A 20,480-nucleotide genomic window follows, 5' to 3' on the forward strand; every position below is an offset into this window, starting at 1 on the left:
AGATATGGAGAGTTCAAAGGTATATATGCGCTATACCGCTTTGTCACCGGAACCCACATCAGACGCAGGCGCTTCCGCTTTACTCGTTCCCAGTGGCTACCGGATTGTCCTTGTAGCTGATCCAGTCGCTCCAGCTGCCTGCGTACAGCTTCACCTTGCGGTATCCGGCTTCCTGCAAAGCCAGGACGTTCGGACAAGCCGACACCCCCGAGCCGCAGTACACGATTACTTCATCCTCGGGAGATATTCCAGCAAAACGTTCCCGCTGCCACTCTGCTCCCTTCAGTGTCCCGTCTTCATTCATCCCGTCCTTCCAAAAAGCATGCACCGCTCCCGGAATATGTCCGGCCACCGGATCCAGCGGCGCGGTTTCTCCCCTGAACTGCTTCAAGTCCCTTGAATCGAGCAGGGTCACGCCGGCTGCGCCAAGCTTCACCCTCACCTCGTTCACATCAGCCAGCCAATCCTGTTGGACATTTGTCTGGAAAGAACGCGGCTTCACTTCGCTTTCCCCAGAAGTAAGCGGATATCCGGCTGCTTTCCAGCTTGCGAATCCTCCATCCAATATATATGCCGACCCGTGGCCCAGGTATTTCAAAATCCACCATAACCGCGCTCCTTCCGGGCGGAGATCATCATCATAGACAACGACAGACGTATTTCCATCGATCCCGAGCTTGCCGAGTCGCCGGGCCAGCTCCTCCGGATGCGGCAGCGGACTCCGGCCGCCATGCTCGCTTGGCGGATCCATCAAATCTTTTTTCAAATCGATAAAAACAGCACCCGGCACATGCTCTAGCTGATAAGCATTGAAGCCGTAATCCGCTTCGCTTGGACTGAATCTGACATCCGCGATGACAAGCTGCCGCGGGTCTGAATTAAGTCGTTCCAGTACCCATTCCTTGCTTACGAGATTGGTTATGGGGTCCACGTCCCTTCTAATCATGATTAGTCCCTGTTTAAATCTGTTTAAATCGTAAATTCCAAATCCTCTTCCGTCTTCACGTCATAGATCGCGGAGTAAATGTCGTTCTGAATCTTCAGGAGACTGGCATCCTCCCGCTTGCGCGGACGCTCATAGGGAACGTCGAAAATATGGTGAATACGTCCAGGACGCGGGGATAACAGGACGACTCGGTCTGCGAGAAAGACAGCTTCGGATACATCATGGGTAACAAAGACTACCGTTTTCTTCTCCTCCTGCCATATGCGAAGCAGATCCTGCTGAAGCTGGAGCCGGGTAAGATGGTCCACCGCGCCGAAAGGCTCGTCCATCAGGAGGATGTTGGGACTATTCACGAGCGCCCTTGCGATCCCGGCGCGCTGCCGCATGCCTCCCGACAGATGATGGGGGTATTTTGAACCGAATCCCTGCAGACCGACCATATTTAAATATTTGTCTACGAGCGCTTGCCGCTCTGCTTTTTTCATGCCGCCAAGCTCCAGCCCAAGGCCGACGTTCTGTGAGATCGTGCGCCATGGATACAGGGATGCATCCTGGAATACAACCCCCGAGCTCCGGGTGGGTCCCTTAATCTTCGCGTCATCCAGCCAAATCTCGCCTTCCGTCGGGAGCTGCAACCCCGCCAGCAGTTCGAGCAGCGTGCTTTTCCCGCAGCCGCTCGGCCCAAGGATGCACAGGAATTCGCCATCCCGGACCTGCAAGTTTATATGTTGAAGCGTGATCGTAGGAAGATCACCGTCATATACCATCGAGACATTTTTCACCGTAAAACCAGACATATGAACGCCTCCTGCCACACTTTATTTTTTCGGAATAAACCGTAGGTCCAGAATGTCCTCCACCTTGTAGATCTCATCCTGGAAGCCCAATTCCTTCTGGATCTGCTGGGTGTCATTCAGTGCGTTGATGTCCACGTCCGGATTGTTCTCCCACAGGACCTCTTCACGCTCCAGCGCCAGATCCAGCACCTCGGGATCGATCTCGATGTTCTTCAGATAATAAGCCTTATACTCGTCCGGATGGCTCTTCGCATATTCTTGCGATTTAAAATAGGCCCGCAGCAGCTTCTCGACCAATTCCGGCTTCTCGTTCAGAATCCCCTCACGCGCCGCCAGCACCCCGGTGTGGAAGGTCGGCAGGTAATCCCAGCCTATAGCAATGATATTACCTTTTCCCTGCTTCTCCGCGAGAGAAGCGAACGGCTCATGGATGATGGTGGCGTCAACCTGTCCGGTTTCCAGACTCGCGTATGCCGCCTGATGCGTGCTGTTGGCAATGAAGGTCACATCCTCCGGCTTCAATCCATGCTCCTTCAGGATGACCTGCGTATACACCTCCAGCCCGCTGCCAAACACGGCGATGCCCACCTTCTTGCCCTTCAGGTCCTCCACCGTCTTGATCTCCGGTGAGGCAATCAGGTAGAACGGGCCTTTGGTTCGGAACATGGAGGAGACAATTTTGACGGGGGCGCCCTTGCCCGCAGCTACAATCGCTGTCGTCGTGGCTACGTCGACCACATCGATGTCTTTGCTGGTCAGACCGGCGATTGGGTCCTTGGTGGTAATAAACTCAACGTCGAGTCCTTCTTCCTCGAAGAATCCCTTCTCCGCCCCGAAGGACACCGCCAATCCGCTGGCACCGCTAAGCGGCGCGTATCGGATCTTCTCCAGCTTGTTTCCCGCAGCACTTTCTCCCCCCACTGTGGACGGAGCTGCTCCTTTGCCGCTATCCGCGCCGCTTGCGCAGCCGGCCGTCATGGCGATCAGCCATATCGCCGCAAACGCAATCATGTATGAACGTATTCCTCTTCTAGTCATATGGATCTCTCCCCTGTAAGTGATGCTTTTTCCGATGGTCTATGATGATTTCCATTTCAAAAACACATTGCGTTCCAACAAATCAATCAATGAAATGATGAGTACGGATACGACGGTAACCAGCGCTACAATAGCAAATGCCTGCGCGGTATTATAGAGCGATGTTGCCTTCACGAGAATATTTCCAAGACCATCCTTCGACGCCAGCATCTCCCCAAACAGAGCCCCGACCAGTCCGGTTGCAGCCGAAATTCGGAGAGCGGCAAAAATGGTCGGTGCAGCCGATGGCAAAATCACCTTCATGATGGTCTGGTACCGTGTAGCTTCGAATACTTGAGCGACCTTCAGATGGTTGTCCGCCGTCTGCTTGATCCCGGTCATCGTATTGACCGTGATCGTAAAGAAACAGAATAGGAACACAATCGATATTTTATGCGTGATTCCGATCCCCAGCCAAAGCGCAAGCAGCGGTACAATTGTCACCTTTGGAATCGCCATCAGCGCCGAAAGATAGGGCCTGAAGAACTGCTCCGCCCACGGGATCAGCACCAGAGCCATGCCCACGGCCAAGCCTCCAAGTGCCGCAATGCCATAGCCCGCAACGAATTCGGCCAGCGTGACGTACAGATGCTTCCAAATCTCCCCGTCACCGAACAGGTTGAACAGCTCTTGGAATACCTTGGAGGGCGCAGGCAAATACAGGCTGCTGACGGTTTCCGTGCGAACCAGGAACTCGCAAATTCCGATTATGATCAGCAGCAAAATCGCCTGCCCCGCCCAGATGCCGCGAAATTTCTTGGCTTTCCTCGTTCCCATCAGGCTCACCCCTTCGCAATCAGATCATAGCGGTTCCCCGGGCGGCTTAGTCCCAAGTGCTCCCGGAAGGTGCTGCCTTCATATTCGGTACGGAATAAGCCCCGACGCTGAAGCTCGGGTACCACCAGCTCCAGGAATAGATCCAGTCCACCCGGCATATAAGGCGGGCATACATTGAATCCATCGGCCGCTTCATCCCGGAACCATTCCTCGATGATATCCGCCACTTGCGTCACGCTGCCGACAACAAGCAGATGCCCGCGGACCGTGACGGTGAAGAAATAGAACAGATCCCTGATCGTAATATCCTCGCGTCCGTTGGCCTTTCTGGCCAGGTCCGCCCAGTGCAACGCCGTTTCCGAAGCGGATACATCCGGCAGCGGATCCTCCAGGGAATATCCCCTTAGATCAATCCCGATCTTATCCGACAGCGGACCCAGATCGTAATCGGTCACAACCAGTTCATTCAGTTCCGCATATTTGGCACGCGCCTCTTCTTCCGTCCGGCCCACGATCGGAACCAGTCCGGGCAGGACCTTCAAATCCGAAGCTTCCCGTCCATACTCCGGCAGCCGGCCTTTCACTTCCTTGTAAAATTTCACGGCAACTTCCTTCACATTCGTTCCCGTGAAGACCATGTCGGAATATTGAGCCGCCAGCATTTGGCTGCGCAGGGAGGTTCCAGCTGTGATGAGCGGCAGCTGCCCCTGTATCGGGCGCAGAATATTCAGCGGCCCGGCGACGGAGAAGTGCTCGCCGACATGGTCCAGAGCGTGTACTTTGCTTCCGTCGGCGAACACACCGCTTGCCTTGTCCCGCGGAAGGGAGTCGTCCTCCCAGGTGTCCCACAGCCCGCTGACGATCTCGATAAATTCCTCAGCATAGTCGTACCGCTTGGCGTTATCCCAATGCTTCTCTCGGCTGAAATTCAGCGCGGCCCGCGGATCGGAGCCTGTTACGACATTCCATGAGGCCCGGCCTTGGCTTAGATGGTCCAAGGATGCCGTGAAGCGTGCGATGTTGTACGGCTCCGCATAGGTGGTGTTCACCGTGCCAATCAAACCGATTTTGTCCGTTGCCGCAGCCAGATAGGACAGCATCGTAAACGGCTCCAGCCGCGTCATTTGGGAAGGGAATAAATGCTGCATATCCGCGCTCGTGGCCAATCGGTCCCCCAGAAAGAAGAAATCAAACTTGGCTTTCTCAAGCTTCTGGGCGACCTCCTTCAGGAACTGGGGATCGTAAGCCCCGTCCGTTTTGCCTTCGGGCAGCCTCCAGCCCGCGGGATGATAGCCCGTCCCGAATAAAAACAATCCAAGATGCAATTGACGACGTTTTGAACTCATAGTTGTGTCACCTTCCTGATCTGTAATATGGTGATAAGATATGTCGCTTTATCTCCGCTTTATCCGCGGAGTTCCTCCGTCAAGCGGTCGATTTCCTGCAGTTCTTCCTCTGTCAGCCGGTCAGCCGAATGCTTCAATGTATCCGCGATATGCTCGGGCTTCGATGCCCCGATAATGGCGGATGTGATGCCTGGGCGACTGAGCACCCAGTTCAGGGCGAACTGCGGAAGCGTCCATCCCCGGTGCTCGGCCAGCGGCCGGATCGCTTCCACAACAGAGAGCGCATGCCGCTGGTTCAACAGCAATTGCAATCTCTGTTCGCCTGCAGCCAGGCGCGAGTCCGATGGGGGAGCTTCGCTCGCCCGGTACTTCCCGGACAATATGCCCCGGCCGAGCGGGCTGTACACGATAACCCCAACCTGCTCCGACTGGGCAAAGGGAAGTAATTCACGTTCGATATCTCTTGTAATGAGACTGTATTCCGGCTGTACGCTCTCGAACCTGCGCAGACCGTGGAGCGCACTGATGCCATGAGCTTTGGCCAACTGCCAAGCCGCATAGTTGGAGCAGCCGATATAGCGGACTTTGCCCTGACGTACAAGATCCGTAAGCGCCTCAAGCGTCTCGTCCAGCGGGGTAAACTCATCAAACCGGTGCACTTGATACAAATCGATATAATCCGTTTGGAGCCGGGCAAGGCTATTCTCCAGCGCACGGTAGATATGATAGCGGCTTTGACCTTGGTCATTAATGCCGGGACCGATCCGGTTATGCAGCTTGGTAGCTAGGAGAATATCTTGTCTTCGCTCCTTCAGCAGCCTGCCCAGAATTTCTTCCGATTCCCCAAGCTGGTTTACGTTCCCGTTATCCATACCGGTACCGTACACGTCAGCCGTATCGATGAGATTGATGCCAGACCCCAGTGCCTGATCCAATACGGCGGCCGAAGCCCTCTCATCGATCCAGCGCCCGAAAGCCATCGTCCCCAGACTCACCTCCGATACTTGAACTCCGGTTCTACCCAGTGCTCTATACTTCATGATTGCTGCCTCCTCGTAAAATCCACATTAAAAAAATAGCCGAAGACACACCTCGGACCACAAGCTGATCCAAGGATGCATCTCCGGCTGTCCGGTAGAATGTGCATCAATTCAATTATTTCCGATATGTTAAGTAGGATTATAGCATCGTCTAATTTTGTCGTCAATTATTTTTAATGTTGGGTTTCCGGTCGGATGAAACCGAGATGGTCCCGTAACGTTCTGCCTGTATCGTCCTCGCGAAACACCCCGCGCTGCTGAAGCAGCGGCACTACTCGCTCCACAAACTGCTCGAGACCACCCGGAAGCAAAGGGGCCATAATGTTGAATCCGTCGCAAGCCCCGCTTCGAAACCAATCCTCGATTCGATCGGCAATCTGCTGCAGGGTTCCGATCATCGTCATTCTGGATACCGCGTAATGGCCGAGCTCCGGAATGATTCTGCCCAATTTCGCGGCCATATCCATCATCATGATCGCCCGGCTGCTGTTCCCTTCCCTCGGCAGATCCAGCGTGGACAGGCGCCTTGGCTACTTGAGCGCAGCGCATCTCTACAGAAACTTACGCTCAACCAGTTCCTGTACGTAATCACCGACATACTTCATATCATCAAGACGGGATTGAACCTCCTTCTCCCATGTCCCGGCATCCCGTAATGAAGCAAGAGTAACCTGATTGCCATACCACGACTGCACCTCGTCCCGCCGGATGGTGAAGGTTTGGTCTTCAAAAGCGAAGATCAGTTTTTCCAAATTATCAATCATGGCAAAATTTGCAGTGGAATTATAAACCAGCAGCTGCTTCAGCTTCTCCTCTTGCAGATCGCCGGCCCTAGCCTGGAATCGGAGCTCGGCCGTCAATTCCTCCGGGTAGAGCTGAAATGTGCGTTCGATGTCATGCATGGGAAGCGAAGCATTCAAATTAATCAGGTTTCCGGCATTCCCCATATACGGGCTGGCGTAGCTTAACGAATTCCGGATATCATGCGTCAACGGATCATTCTGCTCCGCTTCATATTGAATGGCCTGTTCATTTGCCCTGGGCTTAATGAATCCCTCCAGTGCAGCCATACCCACTACGCCGATAAGCAGCAGTGCAACAATCAGCCAATTTTTTCTGCTCATGGTTCATTCACCTCAAGTTGAAGGGTTAGTTTACAAGCTTTTTGGACAAGCAGTGGAATGATGACCGACGTCATCGGGATGGCATATCGCATGACGGTTTCATAGAACGAATAGGGCCCATCGATCCGCAATACTCGCCCAAACCATAGATCACTGCCGTATTGAATCACGAAGGTGTACATGGATACGACTACGATAAATATCGACCACAGCCACCATGCCCCTTTACTCCATTTGGCCAATTTACCTGCGTTGATTATGCTTGTCTGCTTCTCATACCGTTTCAGATGCCGTGACATGGAAAGATACACCGCTCCGGTTAAGACAACGACGCACAGCAGGAGGGTGTTCACCCCTATACCGCTTGGCAAAAATCGGGCCGGGATGGTGACGATCCAGGCCAGCAAGGAATAAATAAGCGCGCTCTGAACAAGTTCATAACGAAAACGATAGCTGTAAACTTTTTGATTATCGTCAATAAGGGCCTCGATATCTTCGATGTTATCGATAGCCAGGCTGATGGCCGATTGATATTCCATGCCGTTCTCCATATAATCCGTAACACGCGCCTCCAAATTGCTGAGAACCTCATTCTTCAGCTCTATCACTTCCTTGGTTTTGCGTTGATTCGCAAATAGACGGTCCACAAAGATCTCCAGGTCATGCCTATTGGTCATTGCTCTGTCAGCTCCTTTCCATTCCCGATCAGAACATCGATAATCTCGCGCGCAGCCTTCCATTCCTCCTGATTTTGCAGCAAGCGTCCCTGTCCCTCCTGGCTGAGGTTGTAATATTTGCGCCTTCCACCCTGGGTTTCTTCTCCCCAATAGGAACGGATCAATCCCTGCTTCTCCAATCTTCTCAGACTGGAATACAATGTAGGCTCCTTCAGTTCAAATCGATTCCCGCTTCGTATCGAGATTTCTTTAATGATCTGATAGCCGTAATTATCCCCGTCTGATAACACACGCAAAATAAAGGTATCAATATTTCCACGTATCAAATCACTGTTATGTAAGGATTCTATCAAACACCCGGACCTCCTTAACGGAATGGAATGAGTATAATATAACGCATATTACTATGCGTGTCAAAGTAATATCCCACACATATATTTCTTTCTCGATTGACGGCTTACAAGCACTGCTATATAATTCTTGAAAGTTCTTCCTATAATAAATTAGAATCGCTTCATTAATGTATTAGTACGTGCAGGAGGAGACGGGTTTGCTTCATAAATACATTCGACGACTCAAATACTATATTCTCCGGACTCTCCGCATGCAAAATAGCGATCATCGAATTGCGCTCGGTTTTGCCGTAGGTTTCTTCCCTTGCTGGTATCCAACCTTTGGCATTGATCTGCTGCTGGCTCCGCTGCTCGCTCGCATGGCTCGGGCGAACATCCCCTCCGCCTTCCTTGCAGCTTCGACTGGATCTGTCTTGTGGCCGATCCTGTTCTATTTAAACTATAGAATAGGGGTATTTGTGCATCTGTTCACCACATTTCCCAGAACCTTTGAGATCGAAGATGCTCTCTCGGTACCTGTCCCTGAGACGGATTATCGAATTGAGACAAATCATTTTGGCAGATTAGGCGATATGGGCGTCAACTTTCTTGTCGGTGCCCTCATCAACAGCATCCTGTCTACATTGATACTCTATATTTTGCTGCGCATCTTGCTCTCCCTTTACCGCAGACCCTTGCTTCAAAAAATCAAAGAATTCATTCGTAGAGGAAGATCGAAGTCTTGATTAAAGTTCATAATGAAAAGCGCCTGGAACCTCCTTCCCAGGCGCTTTTTTTTATGATTCAGAATCAAGTTACATTGCCCCTGCCTTATTTAACTTCTCTTCAGTCCCTGGCCAGTTTCTCTGGAAAATTCGGTATAAGTTGCTAAAAGTACGGCATTCTAAAGAGGATGAGCCTTTACTACGAACCGGCAAAGGAGGGAAGAACAAAAATGAAATCGAAGGTGCAGCACGTACTGCTTGCCCCTGTTAAAGAGCGGCTAGCAAATTGCGAGGATGTCATCTATCAATCCTTACGTATCCATGGATCGACTTGCACCGTTATCTATATTGAATCCATTGTGGATATCAGCACCCTGCACGAGCATATCGTTAAACCGCTGATTAAGCAATCCGCGTTGATTCAGCATAACTTTAACGACTTTATTGACCGTATGGATCGTGGAGATATCCTATCAGTTCCATTTCATCGTTCTTCCTCTGCGGAGTATATTGCCAATATGATTGTCGAAGGAACAGCGGTAGTGGCTGTGGAGCAGTTGGCAGAGGCTTATTTATTCGACATCGCCTTGTATCAGAAACGGGCGGTTTCGGAATCTCAGAATGAGCTGGTGGTGAACGGGCCACAAGAAGCTTTTATCGAAGACATTGGTACGAATTTATCGCTGCTCCGGCACAAGATCAAGCATACGGATCTCAAAACCGTACGTTATCAGATTGGTGACTATTCCAAAACCGCCGTATATATGGTGTATGTCGACGGCTTGTGCAAACCCGAAGTTGTCGCTCAAGTGGACCGGCAGCTGAATAGCATATCCATTGATGGCACCTTCGGGATCAGCACCTTGTCCGAGCAAATGAAGGAAGGCGTGAAATCCCCGTTTCCGCAGTTTCAATATACCGAGCGACCGGATTCCGTAGCCGCTTCTCTGCTTGAAGGCAGGGTCGGCATCATGCAGGATGGAACGCCGTCGGCTCTTATTGTACCTGTCACTCTATTTTCCCTGCTGCAGTCGTCCGAGGATTATTATCACAGCTTCTTCTCCTCCAGCTGGATCCGTATTATCCGGTTCATGTTCGCCGTCATTTCATTGCTGATGCCTTCGCTATATGTGGCGATCACCACATTTCAGCCATCCATCATACCCACCGATCTGCTGATCACGATTGCGGCATCACGTGAGACCATCCCATTCACGGCTTTAACCGAAGCGCTGATTATGGAGCTTACCTTCGAAGCATTGCGGGAAGCCGGAACCCGGATCCCCAAGCCCGTCGGGCAAACCATATCCATCATCGGCGCCATCGTCATTGGGCAGGCAGCAGTAGCAGCCGGTATTGTATCCAACCCGATGGTCATCGTGGTGTCCATAACCGGAATCGCTTCTTATATCATTCCGCACTTCGAGCTCGGGCTTGCGTTCCGCTTGCTGCGCTTCCCCATACTCATTCTGGGAGGGACACTCGGTCTTATCGGCGTATTTGCAGCTGCCTTCCTTGTGTATGGCCACATGGCTTCCCTGAAGTCTTTTAATACGCCTTATCTGCAGCCCGTTGCGCCGCTTGTGATATCCGAATGGAAGGATACCTTCCTGAGGGCACCATCCATGCTGATGAAGAAGCGGCCTAAAACCTATGCGTCATCCAACAATTTAAGGAGAAGAAAGCCATAATGCCTCTACTCAAATTGTTTAACATGTTCAAAATAGTGCTTCCCCTGACGCTGTTGACGGGTTGCGGTTTCACGATGACCAAGGTTGAGATCAACCAGCAAACCTTTGTATTTGCCATGTATGTGAATAAAGGTCAGCAAGACGATACTGTGGAAGTTACGATCAGTGCCCCTCTTCCAAATCGGCTTACATCTGGAAGCCAAGGAGGCAAGCAAGGTGGTGGTGCCCCGTATGCCATGGTAACCAAGACCTCCAGCACTGTGCAGGATGCCTTGCACCTGATTCAGCGCGATCTTTCCAGGCGTTTGGACTTCAGTCACTCCAAGGTCGTTGTCGTTGGCAAAAGCTACGCGGAATCGGGATTAGAGGAGCTTACGGACTGGTTACAGCGAGAACCGACAACCATCCTCAGCACTTATTTAATGGTTGCGCCCGGTGATGCGAAAAAAGTCGCGGAGCTGACGCCGGTCTTTGAGCAGATGCCCTCGGAGGTGCTCACCCGTTTTGCGGACCAACACAACATGATCACGACGAATCTGAAGGATTACCTTTATGCCGAATCGGCCAACCAAGGCTATGCCTTGACCTATTTGGCATCAGGCATGAAGCCTACGATCGCCGATCAGGAGAAGCTGAAGCCTTGGACAGGGATTCAAGGCACAGCGCTTTTCCATCACCATAAACTGGTTGCAACGCTCCCGATGAAGGAGTCACTTGCTGTCAGTTGGGCAGTAAACGAGGTAAAAGGCCCTCTGTATACCGTTTCATGGGGTAAAGGTGAGAAGGCAAGCGTGTTTCTCATCACATCAAGCTCCAAGAAGTCCGTTCGCATGGTCTCCGGTCACCCGGTGTTCACGGTCAAGCTCAGAGGAACAGGCGATGTCATATACAAACAAAAGCAGAAGCCGACTGATACCCTTCAGGTGAAAGAGCTCATCGAGCGTGAGCTCAATGATCAGATCGCCGGTCAGTTAACAAAGGCTCTTCATACCTCGCAACGAGTAGGAGCAGACATCCTGCAGCTTGGCATGCTGGTGGATTGGAACTATCCGGATCATTGGCAAAAGGTTCATGCCAACTGGCCCGATTATTACAAAAACGAAGTTGAAATCCAGGTTGTTACCGACATCAAGATTCGAAACTTCGGATCCATACTCAAAATGAATCCGAAATAAGGAGGTTTGCCCCCATGCTCGCTCTTCTGTTCCTCGTGTATTCCTTGGTGGAATGGTATATCGCGAAGAAAAAGGCAAAAGCACCTCGTGAAAAATGGACGGTTCTCCTTCTGATCCTTGCGTTTACCGTCTGGAATGTATTCGCCTTGTTTTACTACGAGTGGCTGACCCCCAACCAACTAATTATGCTGCTGTTCGGTTGGCTTAATAACATATAACAAAACATCTATCGGTGTACTTTCACAGAGGACTATAATCTATAACGGAAAGGATGTACGAACCCGACATGCGCAATACTCCCTGGCAGCTGTTCCGTTTCGGATTTGTTTATCTTAACGCCATACCAACCGGATTTCTGATCAGTCCCCTATTGTGGAACTCCGCTTATTTAGGATGGGCCGCGATTCTCGGCGGCTATTTGATGAGTTTAATCTTCCTGTGGTTTACGGTAAAGCTCGCGCTGTGGGATCCTCAGAAACCCTGGATCGATTTCGGCAGTAAACTAGTCAGCAAATGGATTCACGTCCCGATCGTCGCTTTGGTTTTCTTCTGGTCGATCAATTACATAGGGACGGATATCGAAAGCTTCACTTTATTCTTCGACACCAATTACATGCGTGAAACGCCTCAATGGTTCGTGCTCCTGATCGTGGGTTTGGTCGTTATGATTACCACCAGATGGGGCATGGAGACGATGATTTATATTTCGGACGGGCTTTTTCTCGTCATTGTCATTGCGATCGTCTCCATGAACATGTTTTTCTTCAAGGAAGCCCATTTTGATATGATGATTGCGATGGTCAAGCATCATAATTATAAGTCTGTAGTTAAGGACGCCCTGTTCTGTCTTTCATTCTTCGCCGAATGGATCATCTTCCTCTTTCTCGCTCCCTATATCCAATTTAATCGGAAATCGTTTCGAAACCTCGCTGCCGCAGGGATATTGGTGACTATAGGTATATTGCTCCAATGGGCTTCTGCTCTACTGAATTTCGGCCCTTATCTAGGGCGGGAAATGCAATATCCACTTGTTGAATTAATGCGCGCAGCTAGTGGGTTCCTCGGCAATGCCGATCCACTGATCATTGGATTATGGAGCAGTTCGATGTTTTTCCATAGCGCGTTTCTCATCCACGTAAGTGTAAGTTGCCTTGCCAAATTGTTTAACCTGAAGCAAATGAATGGGCCACTAATCGCCATCGTTGGGGGAACCGCTATCGTGATTGCATACCAATATTCGCTAAATCCGATCCGCTTTCTCCAGGACTTCAATTCATTCGAGATGGTGATGTTCTTTATTCTTATAGAGCTCATCCCTGTTTTCTATTGGATTGCCTCCCTGTTCCGCAAACGCAAACACAAACCTGAAGCTAATCATAAACCCGCTTGAAACTTAAACTGGATCAATATCCTACTGAAAAATAAACTGGGAGAGCTGCATTTGCTGCTCTCCCAGTTTAGGTCCAAGATAAGTATGATAAGCCTCTGTATTTTATACTTTCTGATCTCTTCAAAAAATCAACATTTTATGTAAGCGCTTCCTACAAAAAGGTTCTTTTATTGTAAGCAATTGGCATATTATATAGTACAGTAGACCAGCTGGCAAGGGTGGCAGCAGGAGGTGATAGGCATGGGCGTTAATGAAGCGTTGGCTTTAATGATATCGTTCGCCACTCTGGTCGTCTCGATCCTTGCCTTCCATAATAAGAAATAGACCCGTCCCTTGTACAGATGAATCTATTTCTTACGTCTGGTTGCAAGCAAATATCCACCTTGCAGGTGATGATCTGCTGTGTGAGGAGTCGGCGGCAACCGGCTCCTTTTATAATACACAAAAGTATCCTATTCTGATTTTTACGGAATTATGACTCGGCGGTGGGGAATTACGTATTTAGGATTGGCTTTACCTTGGCCATAATTTGCTCGATCTCTTTAGAGCAGTCCTCATACATTTTCTTTGACTTCTTACTCTTTGTACTGAGGCTGAACAACTCCAAGTCCGCCTGACATTTCTTTAAATTTGCATAGAGCAGTTTCCGCTCCTCATTTTGGGGAACCTGAATCTGATCATCATACAAATCGATAGTTAGTTGTCCATAAGCATCTACCTGGGCAAGGAATACGTCCTTGATCTTGGCGCCCTGCTTGTCCAGTTCTTCCACCAGCCATCCCTGATTGAAACCTGCGACGCGCAGCGGTTCATCCATGACTTTACCATCCATGACCACAACCTGTGCGACTTTTTCCGGCGCGACCTGGATACCAAGATCTTTAGGGGTTAAAGGCAGATTCTCACGTGTCTGTAAGATATTAATCTCCCCGCTTGACTCCATGATTGCAAATTCCACGTCAGCGACCTGAAATACGTCTTTTTTCCGCAACTGCTCCATTAACTCATCGGTAGTCAGCCTTTCTTTCTTTAAATTATCTTCTAATATCTTGCCATCTTTAATGAGCACGGTCGCCTTAAAATCGATAAAGTCCCTGGCCTTCTTGCTCTTCATTTGCAGAAATTCAATAAGTAATGAACAGCCTACCCATACGCCCAGCCCAATTAATCCCAAATACCAGTTCGCCTCAAGATCCAAGGAGATATAGGCGGCCAAGCTGCCGATCGTAATCCCCGTTAAATATTCAAAAAAAGAAAGCTGCGAAACCTGCCGCTTTCCCAACACTTTTGTCATCAGAAACAACACAACCACAGCGCATAAGGTTCTAAGTACAATCTCAAACCATTGGGGCACACTAAATCCTCCTCATTTGATGTCTTGACTTCATAATCACTCTATAGATTATTGTCAAATATCACTTTAGAATTCACACCATTATTTACCAAACCATGCTCCATGCATGTTCTTCTGCAAAATGCGTACATTATTACACATGAAAGGAGTGATAAAAACCAATGACCGTAGCATCCGATGTCAAAACATGTCTCTCATCCTTAAAAAGCGCTCAGGCCAGCCTTGAGCAATTTGCACTGTCCACGCAAGATCAAAATGCCAAGGATTTGTTCACGGCTGCAGCCTCGCAAACACAGCAAGTCGTGGACCAAGTGACCCAGCGGGTTCAGCAGCTTGAACAGGAAGAGCCTCAGTATAAAGGTTTCTAACCATTTGTTTTTTTGTTAGTTCCATCGCGTGTAAGCCTATGCATACCTCCTATCTTCCCCTGATAGGAGGTACTTTATATTGTGTTATTTATTATTGAGTTATCCTCCCCATCAGGGTAAAGTGTTAATAACGGAGACTGAATACAAAGGGGTAGATTCTATGAAGAATGGTACGCGTTCTATCGATGTCATCACGTTCGGTGAATCGATGGGATTATTATATCCGGAAGGTACACGGGGCATAGGTCAGGGAGGGAGTATGGCACAATCCTTCGGTGGTGCCGAAAGCAATCTCGCTATCGGATTAGCCAGGCTTGGCTGCAGCAGCGGATGGTTCGGTCAACTCGGCAACGATCCGATCGGAACCGGTATTTTGAAAACGCTTCGAGGCGAAGGGGTCGACACTTCCGCCGCCAGACAAACGGATGTTGCACCGACCGGTCTTATGCTGCGGCAGAACGTTCGCGGTCAATCCTCCGTCTATTACTACCGCAAAGGTTCTGCCGCCAGCCAAATGACACCGGACCATGTAGACTCCGAATACATAGCCAATGCTCGCATCCTTCATTTTACAGGCATCACCGCAGCTTTAAGCAGCAGCTGCCTGGACACGATACGTCATATCATTTCCGTATGCAAAGCGCATGACGTCCTGATCAGCTTTGACCCTAACCTCAGGCTCAAGCTATGGCATATCGAGGAAGCTCGTCCTGTACTGCTGGAGCTTGCGGAAGTCTGTGATTATTTTCTTCCGGGCTATGATGAATGCAAGCTGCTGTTCGAAACAGAGGACGAGCAGGTGATCCTGGACCGTCTGCGACAGCTCCCCGCCATGTCCGTTATCAAAAGTTTCAATGGGAGCAATGTTATTGTCCACAAGAACCACACCTATTCCCTTCCCTTTGAGCACGTGGATCAAGTGGTGGATACCGTGGGAGCAGGCGACGGCTTCTGTGCCGGTTTCCTTGCTGGTATTGCCAAAGGCTGGACACCCGAAGAATCTCTTTCGCTGGGCGGCTTAACCGGTTCACTGGTGATCCAAGCGCCCGGTGATTGGGAAGCACTTCCGACATGGGAAGAAGTAGAGCAGCGGCGCGGGAATGCTGCTCATATCGAACGTTAACTCCTATTCTTTCAACGAGCCATCTTTCTAACATCCATTCATAGACGAGAAGGAGTGTGTTAACATGAAAAAATTAAGACTAATCGAACAAATTCATCATGCAGGTGTCGTCGCTGTCCTTCGCGGGGATTCCCCCGAAGAGGTTGTCGAGATTGCCAAACGTGCGATTGAAGGCGGTATCAAGGTTATCGAAGTAACCATGACTGTACCGTTTGCTACCGAAGCCATTACGACGTTGGCCAAAATGTACTCCTCCAAAGATCCGCAAGCCGATAATTATGCCATTATCGGCGCAGGCACGGTTCTGGATGCTGAAACAGCCAGAATCACCATACTTGCCGGCGCCGAGTTTGTGGTCTCACCCGGCTTCGACCGCGATACCATTCTGCTCAGTAATCGTTATCGCATCCCGGTGATGCCGGGTGCCGTAACTGTTCATGATATCGTCGCCGCTCTTGAGCTTGGCGTCGATGTCGTTAAACTCTTCCCGGGGAATTTGTACTCCCCATCCGTCATTCCATCCCTGAAAGGCCCGCTCCCGCAAGCCAACATCATGCCAACCGGGGGCGTAAATTTGGACAATCTGCATGAATGGATCAAGGCCGGCGCGTTTGCGGTCGGAATCGGATCGGATCTAACCAAGGACGCGCTGAAGAATGGAGACTTCAATCTGATTACAGAAAAGGCACGCGCTTATATCAACGCATTTAAAGAAGCTCATGCCCAAAGATAAAAAATGATGTACTGGTTTTTGCCGAGTATTGTTATTTTCATAAACAAACAAGCCTATCAAGAGTCGCCTTGATAGGCTTGTTTGTTTATTTAATCTGTCTCTTTCTGAACCAACGCTTCTGCGTGAGCATTCCCGTCGTAAACCCGCCTGCTACTATTGTCAAAACGGAATACATGAAGGTGCTTCCCGACAGCAGGATGCCTCCGAAACCGATGATAACGACATCCATCAGCAAAATAATGACGCCTACATTTAACGGCAAATATTTTGCCAGGAAATGTGCCAACAGGTCCGTTCCGCCCGTGCTTGCATTGTTTCTAAGCATATATCCAAGGCCTGCTCCGATCAAAGCCCCGCCAAGGGGCGCGCTTAGGATGACATTCGGGGCAAAAAATCGCAAAAAAACCGGTTGCAGCGGTGAAAGCAAGTCGATGATAAATGAAGATATCAGCATGCCTGACAGACTATTGTAAAAGATTTCGCGATTTAATATCCAGGCTGCGATAAACATGGGAATGCTGCATAAAATGATGACGAATCCAATATGTAGATCAAACACATAATTAGCAATCAGGGCAATGCCGATAACTCCACCGTCCAAAACTTTATGCGGGACAAGAAAAAAATTGGTCCCCATCGCGATCAGAAAACTGCCGATCACGATAATGACATGTTTTCGAAATGACACCATTTCCCCATCTCCATTTATAAGGGCATGTCTTATTTATATGCTTGTCATTTCGAAAAATTGCGAACTTGCTGTCCCGCATTTGAAAAAAATTCCACCGGGTTCGATTCGACTGCCTTTCGCTTTTAATCTTTTACATAAATCAAACGCTCGGTCCGTGCCATTACCTTGGTCTTCATGTATGGATAATTCTCATAACAATAATCCACAAAATACCCTGGCTTCTCTCCATTCCAAGAGAAAATATCGTAGTGCATCGGAATGGTCATATCGAATCTCGATGCTGCGGCAAGCTCTGCGGCCTCCCGGAAGCCCATATTTCCAACGATCCCGTCTTTCCGGCGGAAGGCATCTCCCCCGTTGATCGGCACCATCCCGATATCAATCGAATGCGCCTGTAACCTTTCAACCAGACCAGGATAAACGACGGTATCTCCTGCATGGTAGATCAACACGCCATGGATATCCACCAAATATCCGACAAATCGGTGTCCAAACTGTTCATGCTCATCCAAGGTTTCATGGGCAGCTGGAATCGCCATCAGACGGAAGCCCTTAAACTGCTGCCATTGGTCGCACACCGCCGCGAACAAACGCTCCGGCGCGACGCCAGCCTCTCTCATCGCTTCATGACAGCAAGCCGGTGCAACAAAGGCTGTCTCCGGATTCTGTTTGGCTATGGCCGCAATCGTTCCCAGATCCATATGATCATCATGCTCATGGGTGATCAGTACTATATTCGCATTCGTGATATGCTCCGGCTTCAGCGGTGCAGGGAATGCGCGCTTAAATCCCGCTTTGCGTTCCAGATCATCTGACATATAAGGGTCGATGTAAATGACAACCTCCCCACCTTTAAGGACAACGCTCTCCTGCCCCAGAAACCATACCGCTGCCATCCCTTCGGCTGTGGACGTTCGGTTGATTTCTTCGATAAGCCGCTCGGGACCTCGATGCTTGCCGTTCTGTTCCATCATCTCTATTATTTCTCCTTCCCTTTCACTATCATGACTAGATTATAACATGTGATCATCTGTGAATTGACCCAACCGACAATGAAAAAAACGAGTCCAAAGTAAGCAGAAATGCCCACCCCAAACTCGTTTCATCTCACTGTATGAATCTAATTACGCTCAAGCGGCTTTTTCCATAGTCCAAAGAGCATGCCTGATATTACCGCGCCAATGAGAACGGCCAGCAAAAACAGAAGCGCATGGTTGGCCAGTGCGGCAACAAAGATCCCCCCATGAGGAGCAGGGACGTTGATGCTCCACAGCTGCGTCAACCCGCCGGCAACCGCCGAGCCGAGGATACAGGAGGTCAGCACGCGCAGCGGATCGGCTGCAGCAAACGGGATTGCGCCCTCCGTTATGAAGGAAAGGCCCATCACGTAGTTGGTCACGCCGGACTTTCGTTCCTGCTCCGTAAACTTATGCTTGAAAAACGTCGTTGCCAGCGCAATGGCGAGCGGAGGAACCATCCCGCCAGCCATAACCGCAGCCATCATGGCGCCGTTCGTGTTGCCGCTGGATGTAAATACGCCGATCGCAAATGCGTAAGCCGCTTTATTAAAGGGACCGCCCATATCAATCGACATCATTCCACCCAGAATAAGACCGAGAATCACCGCGTTGCCGGTACCCAGATTGTTCAGAATATCAATCAGACCGAGATTGATCCAGCTGAAGAACGGATCAAACAGGTAGAACATGATGGTTCCGGTGACAAAGAGGCCGACAACCGGGTACAGCAGAATCGGCTTTAAGCCGTCAAGCGCTTTTGGCAGTCCAGCAAATGCTTTGCGCAGCAGGATCACCACATAACCCGCCAAGAAACCTGCCGCAAGTCCGCCTAGGAATCCTGAATTGGAATTGAGGGCCATCAGGCCTCCGACCATGCCGGGCATCAATGCGGGACGATCACCTATACTCAGTGCAATGAATCCCGCCAGAACCGGAATCAGGAAGTGGAAGGCGCCGTCTCCCCCGCCAATCGTTTGCAGCAGCTGGAAGAGGGGATGATGTTCACCTGCAAGCTGCTCGATCAGGAAGGAGATAGCCAGAAGAATACCGCCTCCCACGACGAATGGCAGCATATGCGAAATACCATTCATGAGATCCTTATACACTTTAGTGCCAATACTGCCCTTCTCTTTCGCCTGCGACTCACCGCCGCCTTCGCTCCGGTAGATCGGCGCATCGCCGCTCATCGCCTTGCGAATCAGCTCCTCCGATTTGCGGATACCGTCGCTGACAGGTCGCTGGAGCACGGGCTTTCCGTTAAAGCGGGCCATTTCCACGTTTTTGTCGGCCGCAATGATGACGCCTGCAGCCCTGCGGATTTCTTCTTCCGTCAACACGTTTTGCGCACCTTCCGAGCCATTGGTCTCCACCCGGATGTCGACGCCCATTTCCTGGGCTTTCTTCTTCAGGGCATCTTCAGCCATAAATGTATGGGCAATACCGGTTGGGCACGCCGTTACGGCAACAACAAAAGCATTCGAGGTTCCGGCAGGAACATTCATTGGGTCAGATTCAGAAGTCGTATCGAATTCCTGATGCTTCTCCGATTCCTTTTTTGCCGCTTCCCTTCTCTTGGCCGCTTCCTTCTCCGCCTTGGCAGCTTCTTCTACCGCCTGTTTCGAATCGAATAACGCTGTTACTTCCTCAGGCGTCTTTGTATTCATCAATTGTCCGATGAATTCCGCATCAATCAGCAGCCGCGATAGCGCGGCAAGCGTGCGGAGATGGGTATTTCCGGCTCCTTCCGGAGCAGCGATCATAAAAAACACATACGCCGCCTCTCCGTCCAGCGCTTCGAAATCCACGCCCTGACTGCTCTTGGCAAACACTACGGTCGGTTCATTAACCGCTTTCGTCTTTGCGTGAGGCATCGCGATGCCGCCCCCGATCCCCGTACTGGATTCGGCTTCACGCTTCAGAATCATCTCTTTGAACAAGACCGGATCGTTGATTCGTCCGCTTGCAGCCAGGCTTGCGATCAATTCATCAATGGCTGCCTCCTTCGTGACCGCCTTCAGGTCCATGATCATCGTTTCTTGTATCATTAAATCCGTAATTTTCATGCTGGTTCACACTCCCTTGAAATCATCGTGAC

The 20,480-nt window shown here is 50.2% G+C and carries 23 protein-coding genes; 9 read left to right on the forward strand and 14 right to left on the reverse strand.

All coding sequences use genetic code 11. The features are described 5' to 3' along the window. Positions 1-79 precede the first annotated feature (79 nt). From ABEW73_RS04150 to ABEW73_RS04195, 10 genes are all read right to left on the reverse strand, one after another. Complete coding sequence (locus tag ABEW73_RS04150) at positions 80-922, reverse strand: sulfurtransferase (RefSeq protein WP_430162190.1); 843 nt, start codon at positions 920-922, stop codon at positions 80-82. A gap of 47 nt (positions 923-969) precedes the next feature. Then, on the reverse strand, positions 970-1,743 hold the full coding sequence (locus ABEW73_RS04155) for an ABC transporter ATP-binding protein (RefSeq protein WP_430161897.1): 774 nt from the start codon (positions 1,741-1,743) through the stop codon (positions 970-972). A gap of 21 nt (positions 1,744-1,764) precedes the next feature. Beyond that, positions 1,765-2,781, reverse strand: coding sequence for an ABC transporter substrate-binding protein (locus tag ABEW73_RS04160; protein ID WP_430161895.1), 1,017 nt, complete (start codon positions 2,779-2,781; stop codon positions 1,765-1,767). A 39-nt stretch (positions 2,782-2,820) separates the two neighbouring features. Continuing rightward, the gene (locus ABEW73_RS04165; RefSeq protein ID WP_430161893.1) at positions 2,821-3,597 is read right to left on the reverse strand and encodes an ABC transporter permease; all 777 of its coding nucleotides are present in this window, start codon (positions 3,595-3,597) and stop codon (positions 2,821-2,823) included. Between the two features lie 5 nt (positions 3,598-3,602). After that, entirely contained in the window at positions 3,603-4,943 is a 1,341-nt protein-coding gene (locus ABEW73_RS04170) for an LLM class flavin-dependent oxidoreductase (RefSeq protein WP_430161891.1), read from the reverse strand. A 59-nt stretch (positions 4,944-5,002) separates the two neighbouring features. Then, positions 5,003-5,983 (reverse strand): aldo/keto reductase, encoded by a 981-nt coding sequence (locus ABEW73_RS04175; RefSeq protein ID WP_430161889.1) that lies wholly within the window; start codon positions 5,981-5,983, stop codon positions 5,003-5,005. A gap of 173 nt (positions 5,984-6,156) precedes the next feature. Then, the gene (locus ABEW73_RS04180) at positions 6,157-6,456 is read right to left on the reverse strand and encodes a hypothetical protein (protein ID WP_430161887.1); all 300 of its coding nucleotides are present in this window, start codon (positions 6,454-6,456) and stop codon (positions 6,157-6,159) included. A 78-nt stretch (positions 6,457-6,534) separates the two neighbouring features. Then, positions 6,535-7,107: a DUF4825 domain-containing protein gene (locus ABEW73_RS04185; protein WP_430161885.1), complete on the reverse strand. Its 573-nt coding sequence runs from the start codon at positions 7,105-7,107 to the stop codon at positions 6,535-6,537. After that, complete coding sequence (locus ABEW73_RS04190; RefSeq protein ID WP_430161883.1) at positions 7,104-7,784, reverse strand: permease prefix domain 1-containing protein; 681 nt, start codon at positions 7,782-7,784, stop codon at positions 7,104-7,106. The genes ABEW73_RS04185 and ABEW73_RS04190 overlap by 4 nt, the downstream gene beginning before the upstream one ends. Next, positions 7,781-8,137 carry a PadR family transcriptional regulator gene (locus ABEW73_RS04195; protein WP_430161881.1) on the reverse strand — a complete coding sequence of 119 codons (357 nt, stop codon included), beginning with the start codon at positions 8,135-8,137 and terminating at the stop codon, positions 7,781-7,783. The genes ABEW73_RS04190 and ABEW73_RS04195 overlap by 4 nt, the downstream gene beginning before the upstream one ends. 197 nt (positions 8,138-8,334) lie before the next feature. On the opposite strand from ABEW73_RS04195, the gene ABEW73_RS04200 reads away from it, so the two are divergent. The 6 genes from ABEW73_RS04200 (at position 8,335) to ABEW73_RS04225 (ending at position 13,421) form a co-directional block, all read left to right on the forward strand. Beyond that, on the forward strand, positions 8,335-8,862 hold the full coding sequence (locus ABEW73_RS04200; RefSeq protein ID WP_430161879.1) for a DUF2062 domain-containing protein: 528 nt from the start codon (positions 8,335-8,337) through the stop codon (positions 8,860-8,862). 209 nt (positions 8,863-9,071) lie between these two features. Then, on the forward strand, positions 9,072-10,532 hold the full coding sequence (locus ABEW73_RS04205) for a spore germination protein (RefSeq protein ID WP_430161877.1): 1,461 nt from the start codon (positions 9,072-9,074) through the stop codon (positions 10,530-10,532). Continuing rightward, positions 10,532-11,707: a Ger(x)C family spore germination protein gene (locus tag ABEW73_RS04210; RefSeq protein WP_430161875.1), complete on the forward strand. Its 1,176-nt coding sequence runs from the start codon at positions 10,532-10,534 to the stop codon at positions 11,705-11,707. Before ABEW73_RS04205 ends, ABEW73_RS04210 begins: the two co-directional genes overlap by 1 nt. Before the next feature lie 14 nt (positions 11,708-11,721). Then, positions 11,722-11,925: a hypothetical protein gene (locus ABEW73_RS04215; protein ID WP_430161873.1), complete on the forward strand. Its 204-nt coding sequence runs from the start codon at positions 11,722-11,724 to the stop codon at positions 11,923-11,925. 68 nt (positions 11,926-11,993) lie between these two features. Continuing rightward, complete coding sequence (locus tag ABEW73_RS04220) at positions 11,994-13,097, forward strand: GerAB/ArcD/ProY family transporter (RefSeq protein WP_430161871.1); 1,104 nt, start codon at positions 11,994-11,996, stop codon at positions 13,095-13,097. A 240-nt stretch (positions 13,098-13,337) separates the two neighbouring features. Then, a complete protein-coding gene (locus tag ABEW73_RS04225) occupies positions 13,338-13,421 on the forward strand; it encodes a putative holin-like toxin (protein WP_223260591.1) in 84 nt (27 codons plus the stop codon). Between the two features lie 169 nt (positions 13,422-13,590). Here ABEW73_RS04225 and ABEW73_RS04230 read toward each other — a convergent pair whose 3' ends face one another. After that, complete coding sequence (locus ABEW73_RS04230) at positions 13,591-14,451, reverse strand: DUF421 domain-containing protein (RefSeq protein WP_430161869.1); 861 nt, start codon at positions 14,449-14,451, stop codon at positions 13,591-13,593. Between the two features lie 161 nt (positions 14,452-14,612). Here ABEW73_RS04230 and ABEW73_RS04235 point away from each other — a divergent pair, with 161 nt between their 5' ends. The 3 genes from ABEW73_RS04235 to ABEW73_RS04245 all read left to right on the forward strand — a co-directional run bounded on the left by ABEW73_RS04235 (position 14,613) and on the right by ABEW73_RS04245 (position 16,675). Then, the gene (locus ABEW73_RS04235) at positions 14,613-14,819 is read left to right on the forward strand and encodes a DUF1657 domain-containing protein (protein ID WP_430161867.1); all 207 of its coding nucleotides are present in this window, start codon (positions 14,613-14,615) and stop codon (positions 14,817-14,819) included. A 160-nt stretch (positions 14,820-14,979) separates the two neighbouring features. Next, a complete protein-coding gene (locus tag ABEW73_RS04240) occupies positions 14,980-15,942 on the forward strand; it encodes a sugar kinase (RefSeq protein WP_430161865.1) in 963 nt (320 codons plus the stop codon). Between the two features lie 64 nt (positions 15,943-16,006). Beyond that, a complete protein-coding gene (locus ABEW73_RS04245; RefSeq protein ID WP_430161863.1) occupies positions 16,007-16,675 on the forward strand; it encodes a bifunctional 2-keto-4-hydroxyglutarate aldolase/2-keto-3-deoxy-6-phosphogluconate aldolase in 669 nt (222 codons plus the stop codon). An 85-nt stretch (positions 16,676-16,760) separates the two neighbouring features. Here ABEW73_RS04245 and ABEW73_RS04250 read toward each other — a convergent pair whose 3' ends face one another. From ABEW73_RS04250 to ABEW73_RS04260, 3 genes are all read right to left on the reverse strand, one after another. Beyond that, complete coding sequence (locus ABEW73_RS04250; RefSeq protein ID WP_430161861.1) at positions 16,761-17,366, reverse strand: YitT family protein; 606 nt, start codon at positions 17,364-17,366, stop codon at positions 16,761-16,763. A 122-nt stretch (positions 17,367-17,488) separates the two neighbouring features. Further along, entirely contained in the window at positions 17,489-18,340 is an 852-nt protein-coding gene (locus ABEW73_RS04255; protein WP_430161859.1) for an MBL fold metallo-hydrolase, read from the reverse strand. Between the two features lie 146 nt (positions 18,341-18,486). After that, positions 18,487-20,448, reverse strand: coding sequence for a PTS fructose transporter subunit IIABC (locus ABEW73_RS04260; RefSeq protein WP_430161857.1), 1,962 nt, complete (start codon positions 20,446-20,448; stop codon positions 18,487-18,489). Positions 20,449-20,480 lie beyond the last annotated feature (32 nt).

This window comes from Paenibacillus lautus, assembly GCF_050482385.1.
Lineage (GTDB): Bacteria > Bacillota > Bacilli > Paenibacillales > Paenibacillaceae > Paenibacillus_AQ > Paenibacillus_AQ lautus_B.

Bases quoted from the DNA above. Each gene is read 5' to 3' on its own strand.
- ABEW73_RS04250 (WP_430161861.1), bottom strand. From the start codon at position 17,366: ATGGTGTCATTTCGAAAACATGTCATTATCGTGATCGGCAGTTTTCTG.
- ABEW73_RS04165 (WP_430161893.1), bottom strand. From the start codon at position 3,597: ATGGGAACGAGGAAAGCCAAGAAATTTCGCGGCATCTGGGCGGGGCAG.
- ABEW73_RS04235 (WP_430161867.1), top strand. From the start codon at position 14,613: ATGACCGTAGCATCCGATGTCAAAACATGTCTCTCATCCTTAAAAAGC.
- ABEW73_RS04170 (WP_430161891.1), bottom strand. From the start codon at position 4,943: ATGAGTTCAAAACGTCGTCAATTGCATCTTGGATTGTTTTTATTCGGG.
- ABEW73_RS04155 (WP_430161897.1), bottom strand. From the start codon at position 1,743: ATGTCTGGTTTTACGGTGAAAAATGTCTCGATGGTATATGACGGTGAT.
- ABEW73_RS04185 (WP_430161885.1), bottom strand. From the start codon at position 7,107: ATGAGCAGAAAAAATTGGCTGATTGTTGCACTGCTGCTTATCGGCGTA.
- ABEW73_RS04240 (WP_430161865.1), top strand. From the start codon at position 14,980: ATGAAGAATGGTACGCGTTCTATCGATGTCATCACGTTCGGTGAATCG.
- ABEW73_RS04160 (WP_430161895.1), bottom strand. From the start codon at position 2,781: ATGACTAGAAGAGGAATACGTTCATACATGATTGCGTTTGCGGCGATA.
- ABEW73_RS04215 (WP_430161873.1), top strand. From the start codon at position 11,722: ATGCTCGCTCTTCTGTTCCTCGTGTATTCCTTGGTGGAATGGTATATC.
- ABEW73_RS04205 (WP_430161877.1), top strand. From the start codon at position 9,072: ATGAAATCGAAGGTGCAGCACGTACTGCTTGCCCCTGTTAAAGAGCGG.
- ABEW73_RS04255 (WP_430161859.1), bottom strand. From the start codon at position 18,340: ATGATGGAACAGAACGGCAAGCATCGAGGTCCCGAGCGGCTTATCGAA.
- ABEW73_RS04245 (WP_430161863.1), top strand. From the start codon at position 16,007: ATGAAAAAATTAAGACTAATCGAACAAATTCATCATGCAGGTGTCGTC.
- ABEW73_RS04175 (WP_430161889.1), bottom strand. From the start codon at position 5,983: ATGAAGTATAGAGCACTGGGTAGAACCGGAGTTCAAGTATCGGAGGTG.
- ABEW73_RS04210 (WP_430161875.1), top strand. From the start codon at position 10,532: ATGCCTCTACTCAAATTGTTTAACATGTTCAAAATAGTGCTTCCCCTG.
- ABEW73_RS04225 (WP_223260591.1), top strand. From the start codon at position 13,338: ATGGGCGTTAATGAAGCGTTGGCTTTAATGATATCGTTCGCCACTCTG.
- ABEW73_RS04180 (WP_430161887.1), bottom strand. From the start codon at position 6,456: ATGATGATGGATATGGCCGCGAAATTGGGCAGAATCATTCCGGAGCTC.
- ABEW73_RS04190 (WP_430161883.1), bottom strand. From the start codon at position 7,784: ATGACCAATAGGCATGACCTGGAGATCTTTGTGGACCGTCTATTTGCG.
- ABEW73_RS04220 (WP_430161871.1), top strand. From the start codon at position 11,994: ATGCGCAATACTCCCTGGCAGCTGTTCCGTTTCGGATTTGTTTATCTT.
- ABEW73_RS04260 (WP_430161857.1), bottom strand. From the start codon at position 20,448: ATGAAAATTACGGATTTAATGATACAAGAAACGATGATCATGGACCTG.